The 17,741-nt window shown below is 60.2% G+C and carries 14 protein-coding genes and 1 pseudogene; 4 read left to right on the top strand and 11 right to left on the bottom strand.

The genetic code is table 11. The features are described from left to right. Positions 1-82: 82 nt before the first annotated feature. From AC3ZU9_RS12810 to AC3ZU9_RS12780, 7 genes are all read right to left on the bottom strand, one after another. A complete protein-coding gene (locus AC3ZU9_RS12810; RefSeq protein WP_490090812.1) occupies positions 83-1,474 on the bottom strand; it encodes an undecaprenyl-phosphate glucose phosphotransferase in 1,392 nt (463 codons plus the stop codon). Between the two features lie 246 nt (positions 1,475-1,720). After that, complete coding sequence (locus AC3ZU9_RS12805; RefSeq protein WP_102060796.1) at positions 1,721-2,380, bottom strand: winged helix-turn-helix domain-containing protein; 660 nt, start codon at positions 2,378-2,380, stop codon at positions 1,721-1,723. 31 nt (positions 2,381-2,411) lie between these two features. Beyond that, complete coding sequence (locus tag AC3ZU9_RS12800; protein WP_046034683.1) at positions 2,412-3,107, bottom strand: YuxH family protein; 696 nt, start codon at positions 3,105-3,107, stop codon at positions 2,412-2,414. Continuing rightward, positions 3,100-3,828: a winged helix-turn-helix domain-containing protein gene (locus AC3ZU9_RS12795; RefSeq protein ID WP_490090811.1), complete on the bottom strand. Its 729-nt coding sequence runs from the start codon at positions 3,826-3,828 to the stop codon at positions 3,100-3,102. Before AC3ZU9_RS12795 ends, AC3ZU9_RS12800 begins: the two co-directional genes overlap by 8 nt. Before the next feature lie 360 nt (positions 3,829-4,188). Then, positions 4,189-5,508 carry an ATP-binding protein gene (locus AC3ZU9_RS12790; RefSeq protein ID WP_490090810.1) on the bottom strand — a complete coding sequence of 440 codons (1,320 nt, stop codon included), beginning with the start codon at positions 5,506-5,508 and terminating at the stop codon, positions 4,189-4,191. After that, on the bottom strand, positions 5,505-6,245 hold the full coding sequence (locus AC3ZU9_RS12785; protein WP_093541658.1) for a response regulator: 741 nt from the start codon (positions 6,243-6,245) through the stop codon (positions 5,505-5,507). The genes AC3ZU9_RS12790 and AC3ZU9_RS12785 overlap by 4 nt, the downstream gene beginning before the upstream one ends. 168 nt (positions 6,246-6,413) lie before the next feature. Then, positions 6,414-7,826, bottom strand: a complete 1,413-nt coding sequence (locus AC3ZU9_RS12780) for an aminotransferase-like domain-containing protein (RefSeq protein WP_122811138.1) — start codon at positions 7,824-7,826, stop codon at positions 6,414-6,416. A 123-nt stretch (positions 7,827-7,949) separates the two neighbouring features. On the opposite strand from AC3ZU9_RS12780, the gene AC3ZU9_RS12775 reads away from it, so the two are divergent. The 3 genes from AC3ZU9_RS12775 (at position 7,950) to AC3ZU9_RS12765 (ending at position 11,001) form a co-directional block, all read left to right on the top strand. Beyond that, entirely contained in the window at positions 7,950-8,582 is a 633-nt protein-coding gene (locus tag AC3ZU9_RS12775; RefSeq protein WP_102060792.1) for a LysE family translocator, read from the top strand. Between the two features lie 82 nt (positions 8,583-8,664). Then, entirely contained in the window at positions 8,665-9,723 is a 1,059-nt protein-coding gene (locus AC3ZU9_RS12770; RefSeq protein ID WP_046034688.1) for a diguanylate cyclase, read from the top strand. A 48-nt stretch (positions 9,724-9,771) separates the two neighbouring features. After that, positions 9,772-11,001: a M20/M25/M40 family metallo-hydrolase gene (locus AC3ZU9_RS12765; RefSeq protein ID WP_043205493.1), complete on the top strand. Its 1,230-nt coding sequence runs from the start codon at positions 9,772-9,774 to the stop codon at positions 10,999-11,001. A gap of 265 nt (positions 11,002-11,266) precedes the next feature. On the opposite strand, the gene AC3ZU9_RS12760 is transcribed toward AC3ZU9_RS12765, so the two are convergent. The 4 genes and pseudogenes from AC3ZU9_RS12760 to AC3ZU9_RS12745 all read right to left on the bottom strand — a co-directional run bounded on the left by AC3ZU9_RS12760 (position 11,267) and on the right by AC3ZU9_RS12745 (position 16,399). Continuing rightward, the gene (locus AC3ZU9_RS12760) at positions 11,267-11,665 is read right to left on the bottom strand and encodes a hypothetical protein (protein WP_490090809.1); all 399 of its coding nucleotides are present in this window, start codon (positions 11,663-11,665) and stop codon (positions 11,267-11,269) included. 26 nt (positions 11,666-11,691) lie between these two features. Then, positions 11,692-12,072: pseudogene (locus AC3ZU9_RS12755) on the bottom strand (hypothetical protein); the annotation flags it as partial. Between the two features lie 134 nt (positions 12,073-12,206). Continuing rightward, positions 12,207-15,290, bottom strand: coding sequence for an efflux RND transporter permease subunit (locus AC3ZU9_RS12750; RefSeq protein WP_046034691.1), 3,084 nt, complete (start codon positions 15,288-15,290; stop codon positions 12,207-12,209). Positions 15,291-15,292: 2 nt separating this feature from the next. Beyond that, complete coding sequence (locus AC3ZU9_RS12745; RefSeq protein ID WP_490090808.1) at positions 15,293-16,399, bottom strand: efflux RND transporter periplasmic adaptor subunit; 1,107 nt, start codon at positions 16,397-16,399, stop codon at positions 15,293-15,295. Positions 16,400-16,500: 101 nt separating this feature from the next. Between AC3ZU9_RS12745 and AC3ZU9_RS12740 the strand changes: the two genes are divergently transcribed. After that, a complete protein-coding gene (locus AC3ZU9_RS12740) occupies positions 16,501-17,706 on the top strand; it encodes a multidrug effflux MFS transporter (protein WP_046034694.1) in 1,206 nt (401 codons plus the stop codon). The last annotated feature ends 35 nt before the right edge of the window (positions 17,707-17,741 follow it).

Below are 17,741 nucleotides of genomic sequence, written 5' to 3'. Positions count from 1 at the left end.
GCACCGTCCCGTTGGGCCGCGCAGCGGCCCTAAAATAGGACTGCTGCGCAGTCCAACGGGACGATTCGACAAGCTCCAGCGCTCAGTAGATATCCTTGGATAAGAGCGTAAACGGCGTCTTCAGCAGAATCTTGATGTCCAGCCACAGCGACCAGGTATTGATGTAACGCAGGTCGATATCCACGCGCCGCTGCATCTTCTCCAGGGTCTCGGTCTCACCCCGGCAGCCACTGACCTGTGCCAGGCCGGTGATGCCGGGCTTGATGCGATGGCGCGCCATGTAGGCGTGAATCTTCCCCGAGTAGAAGTCATTGTGGGCAATCGCGTGGGGACGCGGGCCGACCAGGGCCATATTGCCCTGCAGCACGTTGAACAGCTGCGGCAATTCATCGATGGAGGTACGGCGGATAAACCGGCCGACCGGGGTGATGCGTGAGTCGTTGCGGCTGGCCTGGCGCACCTCGTGATCGTCATGCACGCGCATCGAGCGGAACTTCCACACCTTGATCACCTGGCCATTCCAGCCATGGCGGTCCTGCTTGAAAATCACCGGGCCGGGGGAGGTGAGCTTGATCAACAGCGCAAACAGCAGCAATAACGGGCTCAACACCAGGATCGCCAGCAAGGCCAGGCTCTTGTCCAGCAACGACTTGCTCAGGGCCGCAGTGGGGCGGCTGGTCAGCGGGCTTTCATTGAGGAAGATCGCCGGCAGACCATCGACTTCGGCCACGCAATGATTGAGCAGCAGCATGTTGTTGAGGTCGGGCACCCAGATCACATCCACGCTGATCTCCAGCAGGTTGAGGTAGAGCGCCTCGATGTGGGTCGCGTCCTGCAACGAGTGGGTGATGTAGAGCCGGCGAATACCGTGTTGCCGGATCAGGTGCGGCAATTGCGGCAGCTCGCCGAGTATCTGTGGGTGTGCGTCCTGGGCTGCCTCGGTGTGGCTGCCGACCAGACCCACCAACGGCGAGTGTTTCTGGCGAGACAAGGTGTTAGCAAGGTCGACCGCGAGTTTGCCGGTGCCCACGATCAATGACTTGTGCCGTTGGTAAAGTTGCCGATGGTAATACCGCGACAGGCTGTGCAAGGGGATATAGCACAGCGCCAACAGTGGGTAACTGACAGCGCCCCACAACAGCAGAATCTCCAGGGGAAACAATGAGCTGGCATTACAGGCAACACCCACCGCGAACACGATACCCACGGTAAGTAACCAACCCATGAACAGTCGCCCAAGGCCCACGCCATAGTCATCTTTTTTGCTGTAGACATCACAGAAGGTATAAGCCGGTAGCGACGCGAGTAGGGTGAAGGCCGCCAGGATCCGATAGTTATAATCAAGTTGGCCGGTCTTCAAAGACACCAACATAAACAACAGTGTTACAACTAAGCCCGATGCGAGCGTCCATTGGCCCCAGAACGTCAAACCCTTAGGGGTCAGGTGGCGATGCATTCTAGTATTATTCAGCATAGTTCTGCTCCCGGTGGTGACCACACACGTGGTGGCAGGGCTTGATCACGCGGCGCAATACCGCACTAAAACAACAGGCACGCGCAGGCGCGTACCCATGGATAGTAATGAAGGGCAGGGGGCATTGGCTGACGACTTATAACAAGGTCGGCGTAATGTGATCAGCAGGGAGTGTTATAAAAGGACGGGTATAAGCGTGTGTTAATAGGCAGGGTGAGTGATAAAGTGATCGTTATTTTTATATAGTTAACGGCGTGGCTGAGCCAGCTCGAGCGGCTTCTTGATTTTTTGCGTCAGGCAATAACCACGGTTTCTGACGGCGCGAAACAAACGCTCACCGTCGTTGGCGCGCTTGAACTTTTCCTGCAGCCGGCTCAGGCACATTTCCAACCCGCGATATAACTCGGGTTCGCGGCCTATATTACGGATCAGCTCTTCTTTGCTGACCACGCGTTCTTCATGGTGGAGCATTTTTTTAATCAGCGCGGATTCAATGGTGGTCAATGAAATACGCAGGCCGCCCTTGACCAGGGTGCGATCATGTTGGGTCAGCAGCCAGAAATCCTGTGGGTACTGCTGAGTGCGCTCAGGGTTTATTTCCGGAGGCGGAGTATGGTTATTAGGCGCGCTGTCATGATCCTTTGGCAGGGGCATTCTGGATTCTTGTCTCACAGCGTTAAAAGGGTGTGAGGGTAAGAGGCGGGTATGGGTGATGCTGTAGGTATTCAGGCGCGGGGTGGCATTGGGGCTGGCAGACCGTGGGTTGAATAACAGCTGTTCAGCGTCTGCCTGGCTTGTCGCCGCTGCGTTTACATCGTAGTGGAACAACTCGGCATTGGGGGTGAAGTCGTGCAATGCGATAGCAGGAAGTGTGGGCGTGAAGGCGTATTTCTTGAGGGAGCTCATAGTGTCCACCGAGAGTAGGAAGGTGCAGTTGTTATAGGCAGTCAGCAGGGGAGTAATAACCGCCCTGAAAGTATTCGAAAGGCAGGTGTTTAGCCAGCAGCGCACTGTCGGCAAACTCGACAGTGTCGGCAATAAAGCACACCCGCGCCGTATTGATCAGCGCCAGCATGCGGTCGTAGAGCCGATCGAACAGGTCGGAGCGTGTATTCAGGCTCAGCCGCAGGGCGGAATCCGGAAAGGGCATTTTTATGTAGTTGTAGAGTTCGAGATCGATCAGCAGGTCGGCCTGCTTTGTATCAAGTCTGTAATTGTTGTAGGCGAGGGTGATGCCGCATTGGTCTTTCAATTTATATAACTGGCGCACCATGGCCCTGCGTTCAACCGGGCTGGGCAGGGCATCCAGAGGGTTGTCGATGCAGAGGGTCAAGGGGGGGCTGTGCTTCTCCAGTGATTGGGCAGTCTGAACAATTTGTTTGTGCAGGTCTGCGTTCATTAAGGCGGCTTGGTCAATGTGCAGGAACTTATGACTGCGCGAAGGAGGGGAGACGCTGCGCCGTACATCTATACGGTGTAGCGCTTCCTTATAGGCAGTTTCAGGTAACGCGCGAGTGTGCGGCCACGCTATGCGGATTTCACTGCCCCAGAGTGCATGGCTGCGATCAACGATAGCCTGCCTGACAATGTTGAAGTCTACCGAGTGGGCAGGGGGGATTTTCTCGCTATTCACGATTCGACCGCTCCTTGGCGGATTGGAAATGGCCGGTGCATATAAGACCCCGGCTTAGTTTGTACCCATAACCGCGAATATTCTGGATGATGTTTTCACCGTAGTGCGCCTTGATTTTACTGCGCAGTCGGCTGATAGATTTTTCCATCGCTCTGGAGTCGTAGTATTTGGTATTCAAACCCATGACGGCGGCGATCTCGTTGTGACTGAGCAGTCGCCGTTGGATAAGGGCTTCCAATACACTCATTTCAACAAAGGATATTTCCAGTTTTTTGCCGTTGCCATAAAGGCACATGCGGTCTTGATCGAGTACCAAGCCACACTGATTCAGTCGTGCACTCTCGCTGAGGAATGCATCAAACAGGCTCAATTTTTTCTCAGGGGGGGTGTCGACCACCTTGATGCAGTAATCCGCGCCTGCCAGGTAGTATTTTGTTTTGCTCAGGGTTGAGGCAAAGGTGACAACGACAAATATGGTGCAGCCGGGATTGTTGTTTCTGGTCTTTCTTATTATGTCCAGTGTCTGGCTACTGGCCGAGGGTGTGTCAATTTCTATGATGATTGCGCGGTAATCACCGTGACTTTCCTGGGTGTCAATGAGTTGTTCGTAGTAACGTGTATCGACTTTCAAATCATCCGTTACAGTGCGAACTATAAACTCCCGAAAGTCCTCCGATTTCGATTGAGTCCGTGCAATAGCGAGGACGTTGGAAAAATGCATCACCTACTCCCTTTTCCGGCATGCAAGGCCGTCAGTTCATTCGCTGCCAGCGTTTAGATACTAATCGAATTGATTCCGCTAAAACGTGACAAATTTTAACATTCGCCACTTTATTTGCGGGGGGGCGGAGCGAGGGGAGAGGGGGGGGTTGTGGGGAAGTTTGTACGGTATTGCACATATGCTAGTGCAGTTTTTAGTGTGCGATAAATATTTTAGGTCAATGGGTTAGCGACGGCGGACGGTTAAATATTATCAATAATGAGGGGGGCTCAATGCGCCCCTTTCAAACTCTCAGGCTGTAGCGTCTAACTCAGCAGCCACACCCGGACGCGCACCTGAGCAGCTCAAGTTCCCCACGGCTTAAAACCCAAGGCGAATCTCGGCACATAATCCACCTCCCGAACGATTGCTCAAGGTCAACGACCCGCCTATGGCGACGGTCAGTTGCTGCGCAATTGCCAGCCCCAGGCCCGTACCACCGGTGCCGCGATTGCGAGAGCTTTCCACCCGGTAAAACGGCTGCATCACCTGCACCAGTTCGTCCTCGGCAATCCCCGGCCCGCGATCCAGCACCTTGATCGACAATTCCCCGTTTGTCGTCGAGCCCACTACCAGCTCTGCACTGCCTGCGAACTTCAGGGCGTTGTCCACCAGGTTCACCAGCACCCGGCGCAGGGCGTGGGGGCGAGTGTCGAGTACCACCGCGCTTTTACCGGAGAGGCTCACCTGCTTGTGCATGTCCTGATAGTCAAACACCAGGCTGTCGAGAAACGCATCGAGGTTGATTCGGTGGCTGGCTTCGCTGGCGCCATGAACGCTGCGCGCATAGGCCACGCCTTCGCGCACCAGGTGTTCCATTTCGCCGAGGTCGCTCCAGAGTTTGTCGCGGTCGGCGGAGTCTTCCATGAATTCGGCACGCAATTTCATGCGGGTTATCGGGGTTTGCAGGTCATGGGAAATCGCCGCGAGAATCTGCATGCGTTCCTTGAGGTATTCGGCGATGCGCTGTTGCATTGCATTGAACGCGGCGGCGGCATGCGCGACTTCCGTCGGGCCGGTTTCGTCCAGGGCAGTGGGGTGGGCATTCGGGTCGAGGGTCTCTACCGCCCGCGCCAGGCGGGTCAGGGGGCGGATGGCCAGGCGCACGGCGAACCACGTGCAGCCCAGCAGCAGCGCAAGCTGGAGCACCAGCACCACGGGCAGCCAGTAGGCGACGGGCATAGCCGCAGGACGCACGTCGAGGGTGATCGGGCTGCCATCGGCCAGGGTCAGGTGCGCCTGGAAATGCTTTTGCAGGCCGGGGATGTCACGGAAGGTCAGCGCGTAGTGTTCGCCCAGCGCGTCCGCGATCGAGGTGGCGGCCATGGGCATATCGTCGCTGCGCATCGGCTCGCCGGTTTCGCCGGCATTGAGCAGGTACCGGTAATTCTGCCGGTCGAGGCGCGGCAGCCAGCTGGCGCGTTCGTTGGCGGGTAGACGGTCGAGGATGGCGACTGAGGTGGAGACATCGTTTTCCAGGTTGCCCAACATGGCGGTGCGCGCGCTGATATAGCGCTCGTAGAACTGCGCACTGAACGACAACCCATGGGCGCACACCAGGCTGATCAAGAAGATCAGTGACAACTGCGACGCCAACGTGCGCGGCCAGCCCAAGCGCAGTCTTATAAACCGTGGCGTCATTGATCGGCCCCGAGGATTTCCACCGGCAAGGAGAACACATAGCCCTCACTGCGCACGGTCTTGATACAGGCCGGCTCACGGGCGTCATCCAGCAGGCGTTGGCGCAGGCGGCTCACCAGCAGGTCGATGGAACGGTCAAACAGATCGGCGTCGCGGCCTTGGGTCAGGTTGAGCAACTGGTCGCGATTGAGCACGCGCTGGGGGTGGTCGAGGAACACCCGCAGCAGGCGGTATTCGGCGCCGCTCAGGGCCACCAGGGTGCCGTCTGCGTCGAGCAGATGGCGCGCGGTGGTGTCCAGTCGCCAGCGACCAAACCGGATCAGGCGCCCGGTTTCGCTGACCACCAGGTTTGGCGGCAACATGCGTGTGCGGCGTAACACGGCGTTGATGCGCGCCAACAGTTCACGGGCCGCGAAGGGTTTGACCAGGTAGTCGTCGGCGCCCATTTCCAGGCCGATGATGCGGTCGGTTTCATCGTTGCGCGCAGTGAGCATCAGCACCGGTGTGGCCTTGTGCTTGCCCACCCGCAGCTCGCGGCACAGCTGCAAACCATCGTCGCCAGGCATCATGATGTCCAGCACGATGAGGTCTACCGGTGTCGTGTCGAGGAAACTGCGCATCTGGCGGCCGTCGGCGACCACGGTGGTGCGCATACCGTTTTTCTTCAGGTAGTTGCCTACCAGCTCGCGGATCTCCCGGTCGTCATCGACGATCAGGATGTGATCGACATGATCCATGCTGCCTGCCTCGTTAAATACTCAGTGGAGCGCAGTCTAGCCACTGGCGACGGCCTTGCCTTGTGCCCTTTGTATTGCAGTGTATCCGGCTATAACGGAGATACATGACGAAGCAAAATCGGGCACACGCAGGGATGCGCGAGTTGTGGCTGGTCGGTTACGGCAGGCTCAAGGGCCATGGGCAGCCCTGAGCAACAGCGCTTCGAATACCTGTTGCACCTGCGGCTCATCACTGTGGGCCACATTGAAACGCATCGAGTCGCGGTGCGCCGCGTCATAGCCGAACAGCGCACCGGGCGCCAGCACCATGCCGTGTTTCAAGGCCGCCTGGGCCAGAAGCTCGCCGTTGATTCCGGGCGGCAGGCGCGCCCAGATAAACATTCCGCCTTCATAACCCATGGGCAGTTCGCAGCCGCAACGCTTGAGCCATTGTTCGACCCGTCCTCCGGCCTCCATCAAGCGCTGCACCATGCGCTTGCGGTGCTTGGCGTAGCTGCCTTCGCTGAGCATGCGGTACACGATCTGCTCGAACAGCTCGGAGGTCACGCCGCCGCTCATCAGCTTCATATTGGTCAGGTTGGCCGCCAGTTGCGGTGCGGCGACCACGAAGCTGACGCGGGCGTTGGCGCTGAGGGTCTTGGAAAAACCCGACAGGTAGGTGACCTGGTCCAGGCCGGCGAGCGCGGCCAGGCGTGGCGGTGGGGTAGGGTGCAGGTCGCCGTAGAGGTCATCCTCGACGATATGGCAAGCGTATTGCTGGGTCAGTTGCAGCAGGCGAAATGCCTGGCCGGGGCTGAAGGAATGGCCGGTGGGGTTGTGCAGTATGCCGGTGGTGAGGTACAGGCTGGGGCGGTGCTCAGCCAAAAGCTGTTCGAGGGCGTTGAAGTCAAAACCATCGGGCCGGCGTTGGATTGTTACCACCTTGACCCCGTGCAGCGCCAGGTTGGCGTGGAAGTTGAAGTAGCACGGCGCATCCAGCAGCACGGTGTCGCCGGGCCGTGCCAGCAAGCGCATGAGCATGTCCAGGCCTTGCACGGTATTTGGCGTGGTGATGATCTGGTCCACCGGCACCGACAGGCCTTCACCGTGCAGCTTCTGTTGCAGCGCCTGGCGCAACGGCAGCAGCCCGGCCGGCGTGCCCAGCCCGGCGATGCGCAACGACGGCGCACGCACCACGCTGCGCATGGCTTGACGAATGGCGTCGCTGTCCAGCCACGCCTCGGGCAAGTGGCCGCCGCCGGGGCGCAGTTCGCCGTAGACCGTTGCGAGGGGGCGGCGCAATACGCTGAGCAGGTCCTGAGGCAGCAAATCAACCCAGTTTGTCGTGGCCGTATGGACGCGGTCCACGGTCACGAAATAGCCACGGCCTTGGCTGGACGTGAGCAGATTGCGCCCGCGCAGGCGGTCGAGGGCTTCGTTGAGGGTGAACTTGCTCACGCCCAGGGTCTGGGTCAGTTCGCGCACCGAGGGCAACTTGCTGCCGGCAGCCCATTCGCCGTTTTCGATGGCCCGGCTGAATGCCTCGACGATCTGTTGCACCTTGGGGGTGCCCTCGACAAAGGCAATGGCCGATACGAACATGCGACTTCCTTATCTTTACTGGTAATTTTACCGGTGAAGTTCGGGCGGATTAGGCCTCACTTTACCTGCCTTGTGCAAGGGCAAATGCCTAGACTGCAGGCTCTCTTCCCCAGGTCCCCGGCCATGACAAGTGCGTTAACCCTTTCTTCGTTTCTGTACTTCCTGCTGTTTAGCGCAACCATGACGTTCAGCCCCGGCCCCATGACCCTGATGCTGTTGAGCCTGGGCCTGCGCGACGGCCTGCGCCGTTCGATCCCGGCGCAGATCGGCGCGAGTGTGGCGTACCTGATATCGATCCTGATCTTTGCCGTGGGCTTTTCCGAGCTGGTCAAGGGCTACCCTGTCATCACGCAGGCAATCCAGGTGGTGGGCGTGGCGTATATCCTTCACCTCGCCTACAAACAGTGGACCAGCAGCGGCGTGGTGATCGACCGGATCGGTCACGTGGAAGCTGCGCGCAACCTGTTTGGCAAAGGGTTGCTGACCGGGTTTTCCAACCCCAAGACCCTCATCATGTTCAGCGCGGTATTCCCCCAGTTTGCCGGGACCGGTGAGCACCGTTCGACGCTGGATATCGCGATCCTCGGGCTGACGTTCCTGCTGCTGCAATTCGCCAGCGGCTGCCTGTATTGCTACTTCGGCCAGCGCATCAAGCATGTGCTGGAAGACCCCAAGCGGCGTGTGGTGTTGCAGCGCATCACGGCGGTGCTGCTGCTGGGCGTGGCGCTGATGCTGGCGCGGGGCTTTGCCCACTGACGACGCCGAGCTTATCAGCGGTAGTGGCTAATTGCCGGTGCCCTGATAGACTCCTGGCATTCACTCAGGATTTCATCTCACCATGTCAGCTGCAGAAGGAACCGGACTTCCGCTCGCTTCACGGCTGTACAGATCCCGCCTGCTTGGGCTGACGCTCGGGTTAGTGTGCGTGGTGTTCGGGATGTATCCCCTGGACCCTGCCGGGTGGGTGTGGGCGTGGATGCTGATCAACGCGTTTGTCTGGCCGCACCTGGCTTTTCAACTGAGCGTGCGCACCACCAACGCACTGCGCAGCGAACGGCGCAACCTGCTGTTTGATTCCTTTTGCGGTGGGTTCTGGGTCGGTGCCATGCACTTCAACCCGTTGCCCAGTGTGACCACCTTGTCGATGATGACCATGAACAACGTGGCCATTGGCGGCCCCCGTTTCATGCTGGCCGGGTGGGTGGCGCAGGCGCTGGGTATCGGCACCTCGTGGCTGTTGTTCGCCCCGGCCTTTATCGCCGTGACCACCCAGGTTCAGCTTTACGCCTGCCTGCCAATCCTGATGGTGTATCCGCTGGCATTGGGTTGGATCTGCTACCGCCAGGCGGTGACGCTGGCGCGACACAAGCGCGAGCTATTGGCGTTGAGCCGCACCGACAGCCTGTCCGGACTGCTCAACCACGGCGCCTGGAAAGACCACCTTGAGCTTGAATTCCAGCGCTGCCGCCGGGGTTGCGCCGGCGCCGCCATTGCCTTGATCGACATTGATCACTTCAAGATCATCAACGACACCTACGGCCATGTCACCGGCGATATCGTCCTGCGCCAACTCAGTAAAGTCCTGCGCCAGAACCTGCGCGCCACCGACCTCGCCGGGCGTTACGGTGGCGACGAGTTCTGTGTGATCCTGCCGGGCATGCCTCTCAACCGCGCCACCGAAGTGATGGATGCGCTGCGCGACCGCTTCAACGCCTTGGCCTACGCCCAGGACCCGACGTTGCGCGCGAGCTTGAGCATCGGCCTGGCGCCGTATCAACCGAGCCATGCGGATTCGACACACTGGTTGAATGATGCCGACCAAGCGTTGTACGAAGCCAAGAGCAGTGGGCGAAACCGCGTGAGTTCCGTGCAGGGGAGTTGGTTGCGATCGGTCTAGTGGGGTAGGGTGTCACGGCACCCTCCAACAACAATCAAGGATCGGTTCATGCTCTTCAACTTCTCGCGTACCCTCCTGGCCGCCACCCTGGCCGTGTCCTTCGCCGTGCCGGCCTACAGTGCCGAACCCCACAAACAGATCCAGGCACATGCCGAACAGTACAAGGCCGAGGCGTTGAAGCTGTTGGAACGCCTGGTGAATATCGACTCGGGTTCGGGGTATGAGCCGGGCCTGACGCAAGTGCGCGATATCGCCGTGGACGAGCTGAAACAGCTGGGCTTTGCTATTGAACAGGTGCCGGATAAAGCGGCCAACAACAGCCACGTGGTTGCCACCCTCAAAGGCACCGGCAAGGCCAAGATCCTGCTGATGGCCCACATGGACACCGTCTTCAAGGAAGGCTCGGCGGCCGAGCGCCCGTTCCACATCAAGGACGGCCGCGCCTATGGCCCCGGCGTGATGGATGACAAGGGCGGCATCGTCGCCGGCATCTACGCGCTCAAAGTCCTCAAGGACCAGGGCTTCAAAGACTACGCGCAAATCACCTTCCTGCTCGACGCCAGCGAAGAAACCGGCTCCGATGCGGCCTCCGAGCTGATCCGCAACACCGCCAAGGCCCACGACGTCACCCTCAACCTCGAACCCGGCCGCCCCGCCGACGGCCTGGTGGTGTGGCGCAAAGGCAGCGCCACCGCCGTGGTCGAAGTCAAAGGCAAAGCCGCCCACGCCGGTGTCGCCCCGGAACTTGGCCGCAACGCGGCGATGGAGGTTGCGCACCAGATCCTGCAACTCGGCAAGCTGGGGGATGAAGAGAAGAAAACCACCATCAACTTTACTGTGCTCAAGGCCGGCGACCGCACCAACGTCATCCCCGACCAGGCCACGGCCAAGGCGGATGTACGCGCGGCGTTGCCGGAAGAATTTGATCGCATCGAGAAAGATTTGGTGCGGGTGTCGGCGAATAAGCTGATCCCGGACACTGAAGTCACCACCAGCTTGAAACGTGGCTTGCCGCCCATGCCGCAGACGGCGGAGTCGGACAAGTTGGTGGCGATTGCCCAGGGGATTTATGGGGAACTGGGCAAGAAACTGACGATTGAAGGCAGCGGCGGGGCGGCGGACGCGAGTTTGTCAGCTGGGGTAGGAACACCGACGTTGGATGGGTTCGGGATTGTCGGGGGGAATATTCATACCCCGGAGGAGTATGCCGAGGTGGAGAGTGTGGTGCCGCGGGTTTATTTGCTTAGTCGCATGATTATGGAGCTTTCGAAGCGGTGATTGGGGCGGAGGGCTCATCCGGTGGGTTTGGGTGAGCAGCTCATTCAGGGTGAGTGGGTACTTTTTGGGGTGAGCAGGTTCGTGTGGTGAACACGCTTCTGTGGTGAGCAGGCTTGCCCTGCGCTGGGTTGCGCAGCAGCCCCAAAACAGACAATGCCGCTTAACCTGAAAGTACCCACTGCCTGCACTGGGGCCGCTTCGCGGCCCAACGCGAGCAAGCTCGCTCGCCACAGTGGGGGCGGTGCTGTTCTGGAGGGCGTTGGTGTTACCAAGTTGACGGGGCTTCGAGGCTGGCTTTTTGGAGGTCATCTTTCCAGACCTCGTTGGCGAGTCTATAGATGTCGGCGAAGAAACCTCGGGGGTCGGCTATTTCTGTTTCGTTCCAGGCCATGGTTATGTATTCGTCGTAATCGTTTTCAAATTCTTTCGAAAAATCAAATTCGGAATTGTCTAGTGCATCTCTGAGAGCAGAGATCAATATAAAACGATGCCTGTAGGAAAGGTACATAAGGTCTTTCAGGATGAAAGAAACTATGATTTTTTCCCTATCTTTTTGGTTGTTGGGGGCGTACTTCCATAGCTCTTTTCCAATTGTTTCCTCAAGGTCGTATATCGATAATGCACCTAATATATGAGAGATATTAGGGACGTATGGAGTGTTCATAAAAGGGCATTTCAGCATCGTCTGCTCAACATCCGTATCCAACTGGATATCGCCGACAAATAAATAAACATCAGCGGCTCATCGCTGAGCACCAGCAGGCCGTGGGCAATCGAGTTTTTACCGAGTTTCAGCAGTTCATCCAGTTCGGTCTGGGAGATGTACTGAGCGCTCTGGAATATATGCACCAGGGTCAATTTGCCATTGGCCTGGCACGTAGCGACGATGCTGCTTGGGTAAAGAGAGCGGTTGATCGGCGCGACTAGCGCCACTTCATCCCCGACCTTGAAGACTTGCTCGACATCCAGCGCCGAAAAGCTCCAAAAGCTCGAAGCCCAGTCATCAAAGGTATTCAGGCACTCCCGGAAATCGCGAAAGACGCTCTCGACATCGACCGTCTTCACATCCATTGGGGTCAGGGCCAGCCTGCCAATGGCCGGGGTCAAGAAACAGCTCCAACAACAAGAAAATCCATCTGCAATCCCTCGCACTGTGTAATCAGGCGAGGGACTTTGCGGACCTTTTCAGGGGAAGGGAGTAGAGCTTATCCGGCCGTTACGTGGGAAGTTTCGACAACTTTCGTCTTCTCCCGCCCCAGCACCAGGCTGCACAGCGCCGGCAAGAACAACAGCGTCAACACCGTGCCCACCAGCACTCCGCCAATCAGCACATAGGCCAGGGACGACCAGAACACCGACAACGTCAGCGGAATAAACGCCAGCGCCGCCGCCAACGCGGTCAGGATCACCGGCCGTGCGCGTCGCACCGTGGCTTCAATAATCGCCTCGCGAATCGGCATGCCGTGGTCCTGGTTCTGGCGAATCTGGTCGGTAAAGATCAGCGTGTTGCGCATCAGAATCCCGCCAATCCCGATCAAGCCCAGAATCGCGTTGAAGCCGAACGGCTGGTTGAACAGCAGCAAGGTCGGCACCGCGCCAATCAAACCCAGTGGTGCAGTGGCGAAGACCATGAACATCACACCGAACGAGCGCACCTGGAACATGATCACCGTGAGGGTCAGCAGGATCATGATCGGGAACAGCGCGGCCAGGGCGACGTTGGCCTTGGCGCTTTCTTCCACTGGGCCGCCGATGTCGATCTGGTACCCGGTAGGCAGCTTGGCGATCAGCGGCTGCAGGTCTTTGTACACGGCCATTTCCACGTCGGGCGGTTGCACGCCGTCGATGATGTCGGCGCGCACTTCGACGGTGGTCGCGCGGTTGCGGCGCTTGAGGATCGGTTCCTCCATCACCGCCTGGAAATGCCCGACCTGGGCCAGCGGCACCGAGGTGCCGGCGCTGTTGGTGAGGGTCATGTTGTTGAGGTTGCCGAGGTCCTCGCGTTGGTTGCCCTGGGCGCGCGCGACCACCGACACAGTGCGGTTGCCTTCACGCACTTCGGTGATCGGGTTGCCGCTGAGCAAGGCGTTGAGCTGGGATTTGACCTCGTTGGGGGTGAAGCCCAGCAGGCGCAGACGGTCTTGATCCAGTACCAGGCGATAACCGCTGGTGCGCTCGCCCCAATCGAGGAAGGCGTCCTTGGTCAGTGTGTTGGCGGCGACGACCTTGCGCACGTCCTCGGACAGACCGCGAACGACGTCCACATTCGGGCCGGAAACACGGAACACCACCGGGAACGGCACGGGCGGGCCGAACAGCAGTTGCGTCACGCGCACCCGTGCCGAGGGAAATTCACCGGCGGCGATGCGTTCACGCATGCGCACTTTCAGCGCGTCGCGGGCATGGGAGTCCGGGGTCTGGACGATCAGTTTGGCGAACGCCGGGTCCGGCATTTCGGGGTTCAGCGACAGGAAAAAGCGCGGTGCACCGCCGCCCACATAGGTGTCGACCAGGGTCGTTTGCGGCTCTTGCAGCAGTGCTTTTTCCAGTTGCGCAGCCACCGCTTCGGTACTTTTGAAGGCGCTGCCCGGCGGCATATACACCTCAAGAATCAGCTCGGAACGGTCGGAGTTGGGGAAGAACTGCTTCTTCACCACACCCATGCCTGCCACGCACAACACAAATGCGCCGACGACCAACCCGGTCACCAGCCAGCGCCGCTGCACGCAGGCTTGCACCAAACTGCGCAGTTTCTGGTAATAGCGCCCGGCGTAAATCGCATCATGGCCGCCGGGCACCGGCTTGATCTGTGGCAGCAGCTTCACGCCCAGGTACGGCGTGAACACCACCGCCACCAACCATGAAGCAATCAGTGCAAACCCGACGATCCAGAAGATATTGCCGGCGTATTCCCCCGCACCGGAACGCGCGAAGCCTACCGGCAGGAAGCCAATAATGGTCACTAAGGTGCCGGTCAACATTGGCGCTGCCGTGGAGCTCCAGGCAAAGGTCGCCGCGTGAATCCGGTCGAAGCCTTCCTCAAGCTTCACCACCATCATTTCGATGGCGATGATTGCGTCATCCACCAGCAGCCCCAGGGAAATGATCAGCGCGCCCAGGGTAATGCGGTCGAATTCACGCCCGGTGAGCAGCATGATCACAAACACCACCGACAAGGTCAGCGGCACCGCGGCCGCCACCACCAGCCCGACGCGAAAGCCCAGGGCCAACAGGCTGATCACCATCACCACCGCCAGGGCGACGAAGAATTTCAGCATGAACTCGTTCACCGCCAGGCTGATGTTTTTCGCCTGGTCGGAGACCTTGGCGAAATTCACGCCCAGCGGCAGGTCGGCCTGGATCTTGGCTTCCTGGGCCTTGAGGCTCTTGTCCAGGTCGAGGCCGTTCCAGTGTTTCTCCATGATCACGCCGAGCATCAACGCCGGGTCGCCCTGATGGCGGATACGGTAGCTGGGCGGGTCTTCATAGCCTCGGCTGACGCTGGCCACATCGGCGATGCGCAATAGACGGCCGTTGACTTGCAGGGGCACGTTTTCAATCAGCGCCAGGCTGTCGAACGCGCCGTCGATGCGAATGTAGGCGCGGGCGCCGGCCGTCTCGACAAACCCCGACGGCGCCACGGCGTTCTGGGCGGCGAGGGCGGCAAAGATCTGGTCCGGCTTGATACCCAGCGTTGCCAGGCGCTCATAGGAAAACTCGACAAAGATCCGCTGCGCCTGCTCACCGAGGATATTGACCTTCTTCACCCCCGGCAGGTTGAGGAAACCCTGGCGCAGGTCTTCGGCCATCTGCACCTGTTGGCGGTGGGGCAAGTGCTCGGCTTCCAAGGCGTACAACGCAAAGTACACATCGGAATACTCATCGTTGAAGAAGGGGCCGATCACGCCGCTGGGCAACCTGGCGGCTTCATCGCTGAGTTTCTTGCGGGTCTGGTAGAACAGCTCCTGGACCTCGCTGGGGCGCGTGGACTCCTTGTAGGTCATGCGCATCGACACGAAGCCCGGCTGGGCGATGGTCTCCACGCGGTCGTAGTAGTCCAGCTCCTGCAGGCGTTTTTCCAGGCGGTCGGCCACCTGCTCCTGCATTTCCTGGGCGGTCGCGCCCGGCCAGGCGGCGGTGATGGTCATCACCTTGACCGTGAATAACGGGTCTTCGGCGCGCCCCAGCTTGCCGAACGAGAAGACCCCGGCGGCGAGGATCGCAATGATCAGGAACAACGTGACCGCGCGATGCTTGACCGCCAGTTCCGAGAGGTTGATACCGCGCATGCTCAGTTTTCCTGTTTGCGGTTGAGGGCCAGCACTTGGGCGGGCAAGAGACGCACGGCGTCACCGCTGTGCAGCAGGTGCGCGCCGAGGGCAACGATGCGCTGTCCGGGCGTAACGCCGCTGTCGAGCAGGGCCTCTTCCTGGCCGAGGCTGGCGACGTTCACCGGGGCGAAGCTGACCTTGTCGTCTGCGCCGATCAGCCAGACGCCGGTGCCTTGTCCTGAGTCCTGCAGTGCGCCGATGGGCACGCGGGTTTGCGGCGCCTGGCCGTTCCCTTGCAGGCGCACGGTGATGGTGGAACCGAGGGCGAAACGGTCGACGGCGCCGTGCAATACGTAGCGGGCGCGGTAGGTGCGGGTGGTCGGGTCGGCGCTGGCGGACAGTTCGCGCAGGGTGGCGATCACCGCCTGGTCCGGGGCGCCGAAGGGGAAGGCCAAGGCTTTTTGTGCGGCCTGGTCGCGCTGGTTTTCCGGCAGGTTGACGATGGCTTCGCGGGCGCCGTCATGGGCCAGGCGCGCAACGATCTGCCCTTCGGCGACCACCTGGCCACGGTCCGCCCGCACGTCGGTGATGATGCCGTCGCCGTCGGCCTTGAGGACGGAATAGGTGCGGCGGTTTTCGATCTGGCTGGCGTCGGATTGTGCGGCGGCGAGCTCGGCTTCGGCGACGCGCAGGTTGGTCGCCGATTGGTCGAAGATCTGCCGTGACACCGCGCCGGTACTGGCCAGGCGTTGGTAACGGTTTTCGTCGTCGCGGCGCTGGCGCAGTTGCGCCTGGGCGGCGTTGACGCGGTTCTTCGCCGAGCGCAGGGCCAGTTCGAAGTCGCCGATGTCCAGCACCAGCAGGGTGTCGCCACGGGACACGTGCTGGCCGGGGTCGACTTTACGCTCGATGACCTTGCCGCTGACCCGGAACCCCAGGTCGCTTTCGGTGCGCGCCGCGACCACGCCGGTGTAGGCGCTTTGCTGGGTGCCGGCGGCTTCGACTTTGGCGGCGAGGACCGGGCGTGGCTGGGGCACTTCAGCGGCGGTATCGGCCTTGCTGTTGCAGCCATTGAGGACGATCAACAGCGCCAGGGGCGTGACAAGACGCAAGGGGAGAGGGTGCATGGCGGGCTCCGGGGTGACTAGGGGGCAAAAAATTATGGACATAATTTTTTACGCATATTATGGTCGAAATATAAATTAATCCAGCCCCCCGGATGCCCTCCATGACGAACGCCCCGGTCCCATCACGAAGCCTGTTGTTTCTACTGGTGGCCCTGACCGCGCTGGGAGAGGTTTCGACCCAATTGATCATTCCCGGCCTTGGCGCCATTGAGCAGGCGTTGGCCGCTCCCGCCGGTTCCGCGCTGATGGCGCTGTCGGCGTTTGTGGCAGCCTTTGGCCTCGGTCAATTGCTGTTCGGGCCGCTGTCGGACCGTATCGGCCGGCGCCCGGTGCTTATTGGCGGCCTTGCGCTGTATGTGCTGGCGACCTTGTCGATGCTGCTGGTCGACGACATGTATCAATTCATCGCCGCCCGCGTGCTGCAAGGCCTCGGCGCCTGCGCCGCGCTGGTACTGGCGCGCACGGTGGTGCGCGATGTGTGGAAGGCCGAAGCGGGGCCGGCCCTGGCGTTGACCATGATCGGCATGCTCTACGCCATTGTGGTGGCGCCGATGGTCGGTGGGCTGCTGATCAAATTGTTCGGCTGGCACGCGCCGATCATCCTGGCGTTGACGATTGGCAGCGTGGTGTTGCTGCTGGCCGCGCTGTTCTTTCGCGAGAGCAACCACGCCCTCGACCCCAAGGCCGGCCACTGGCGCACCCTGGGCGGGCAATACCTGGATCTGCTCAAGGGTCGCCAGTACCGTGCGTTCGCCGTGGCCCTGGCGTGCACCTATGGCGCCATGTTTGCGGTGATCGCCGGTTCATCGACGGTGTTTATCAACTTACTGGGCTTCAGCAGCCTGGAGTACGGCATCAATTTCGGCCTGATCGTGTCGATGCTGATCGTCGGCTCCACCTACACCCGACGCAACATCATGCGCCTGGGGCCGCAGCGGATCGTGGCGATGGGCGTGGCGCTGGTGGCCTTCGGCGGGGTATTGGCCGTGGTCATTTATGCCCTGTTCGGCTTGTCGGCAGTGGGACTGGATATCCCGATTGCCCTGGCCACCCTCGGCGGCGGCCTGGTCTTGCCCGGTTCGGTCACCGGCGGCGTGATGCCCAACGCACACCGCGCCGGGTTGGCGGCGGGGCTGATGGGGTTTTCGCAGATGTTCGGCGCCACCTGCAGCGGCGTGCTGTTGAGCCACCTGCGTGACGGCAGTGCCGCGCCGATGATCATCATCCAGGCGTGCTTTGCGGTGACGGCCTTCGTGGCGTTTCACCTGCTGCGCGAGCGGCGCACGGCCCTGGTGCCCAGCGTTTGAGTTGTCACACTTTGTCCAAGTTATTTTGACCTAGA

The sequence above is a fragment of the Pseudomonas sp. A39 genome (assembly GCF_058145955.1).
The sequence above is the reverse complement of the archived record's forward strand: the minus strand, read 5'-3'. Positions and strand labels throughout refer to the sequence as shown.

Bases quoted from the DNA above. Each gene is read 5' to 3' on its own strand.
- AC3ZU9_RS12810 (WP_490090812.1), bottom strand. From the start codon at position 1,474: ATGCTGAATAATACTAGAATGCATCGCCACCTGACCCCTAAGGGTTTG.
- AC3ZU9_RS12805 (WP_102060796.1), bottom strand. From the start codon at position 2,380: ATGAGCTCCCTCAAGAAATACGCCTTCACGCCCACACTTCCTGCTATC.
- AC3ZU9_RS12795 (WP_490090811.1), bottom strand. From the start codon at position 3,828: ATGCATTTTTCCAACGTCCTCGCTATTGCACGGACTCAATCGAAATCG.
- AC3ZU9_RS12790 (WP_490090810.1), bottom strand. From the start codon at position 5,508: ATGACGCCACGGTTTATAAGACTGCGCTTGGGCTGGCCGCGCACGTTG.
- AC3ZU9_RS12785 (WP_093541658.1), bottom strand. From the start codon at position 6,245: ATGGATCATGTCGATCACATCCTGATCGTCGATGACGACCGGGAGATC.
- AC3ZU9_RS12780 (WP_122811138.1), bottom strand. From the start codon at position 7,826: ATGTTCGTATCGGCCATTGCCTTTGTCGAGGGCACCCCCAAGGTGCAA.
- AC3ZU9_RS12775 (WP_102060792.1), top strand. From the start codon at position 7,950: ATGACAAGTGCGTTAACCCTTTCTTCGTTTCTGTACTTCCTGCTGTTT.
- AC3ZU9_RS12770 (WP_046034688.1), top strand. From the start codon at position 8,665: ATGTCAGCTGCAGAAGGAACCGGACTTCCGCTCGCTTCACGGCTGTAC.
- AC3ZU9_RS12765 (WP_043205493.1), top strand. From the start codon at position 9,772: ATGCTCTTCAACTTCTCGCGTACCCTCCTGGCCGCCACCCTGGCCGTG.
- AC3ZU9_RS12760 (WP_490090809.1), bottom strand. From the start codon at position 11,665: ATGAACACTCCATACGTCCCTAATATCTCTCATATATTAGGTGCATTA.
- AC3ZU9_RS12750 (WP_046034691.1), bottom strand. From the start codon at position 15,290: ATGCGCGGTATCAACCTCTCGGAACTGGCGGTCAAGCATCGCGCGGTC.
- AC3ZU9_RS12745 (WP_490090808.1), bottom strand. From the start codon at position 16,399: ATGCACCCTCTCCCCTTGCGTCTTGTCACGCCCCTGGCGCTGTTGATC.
- AC3ZU9_RS12740 (WP_046034694.1), top strand. From the start codon at position 16,501: ATGACGAACGCCCCGGTCCCATCACGAAGCCTGTTGTTTCTACTGGTG.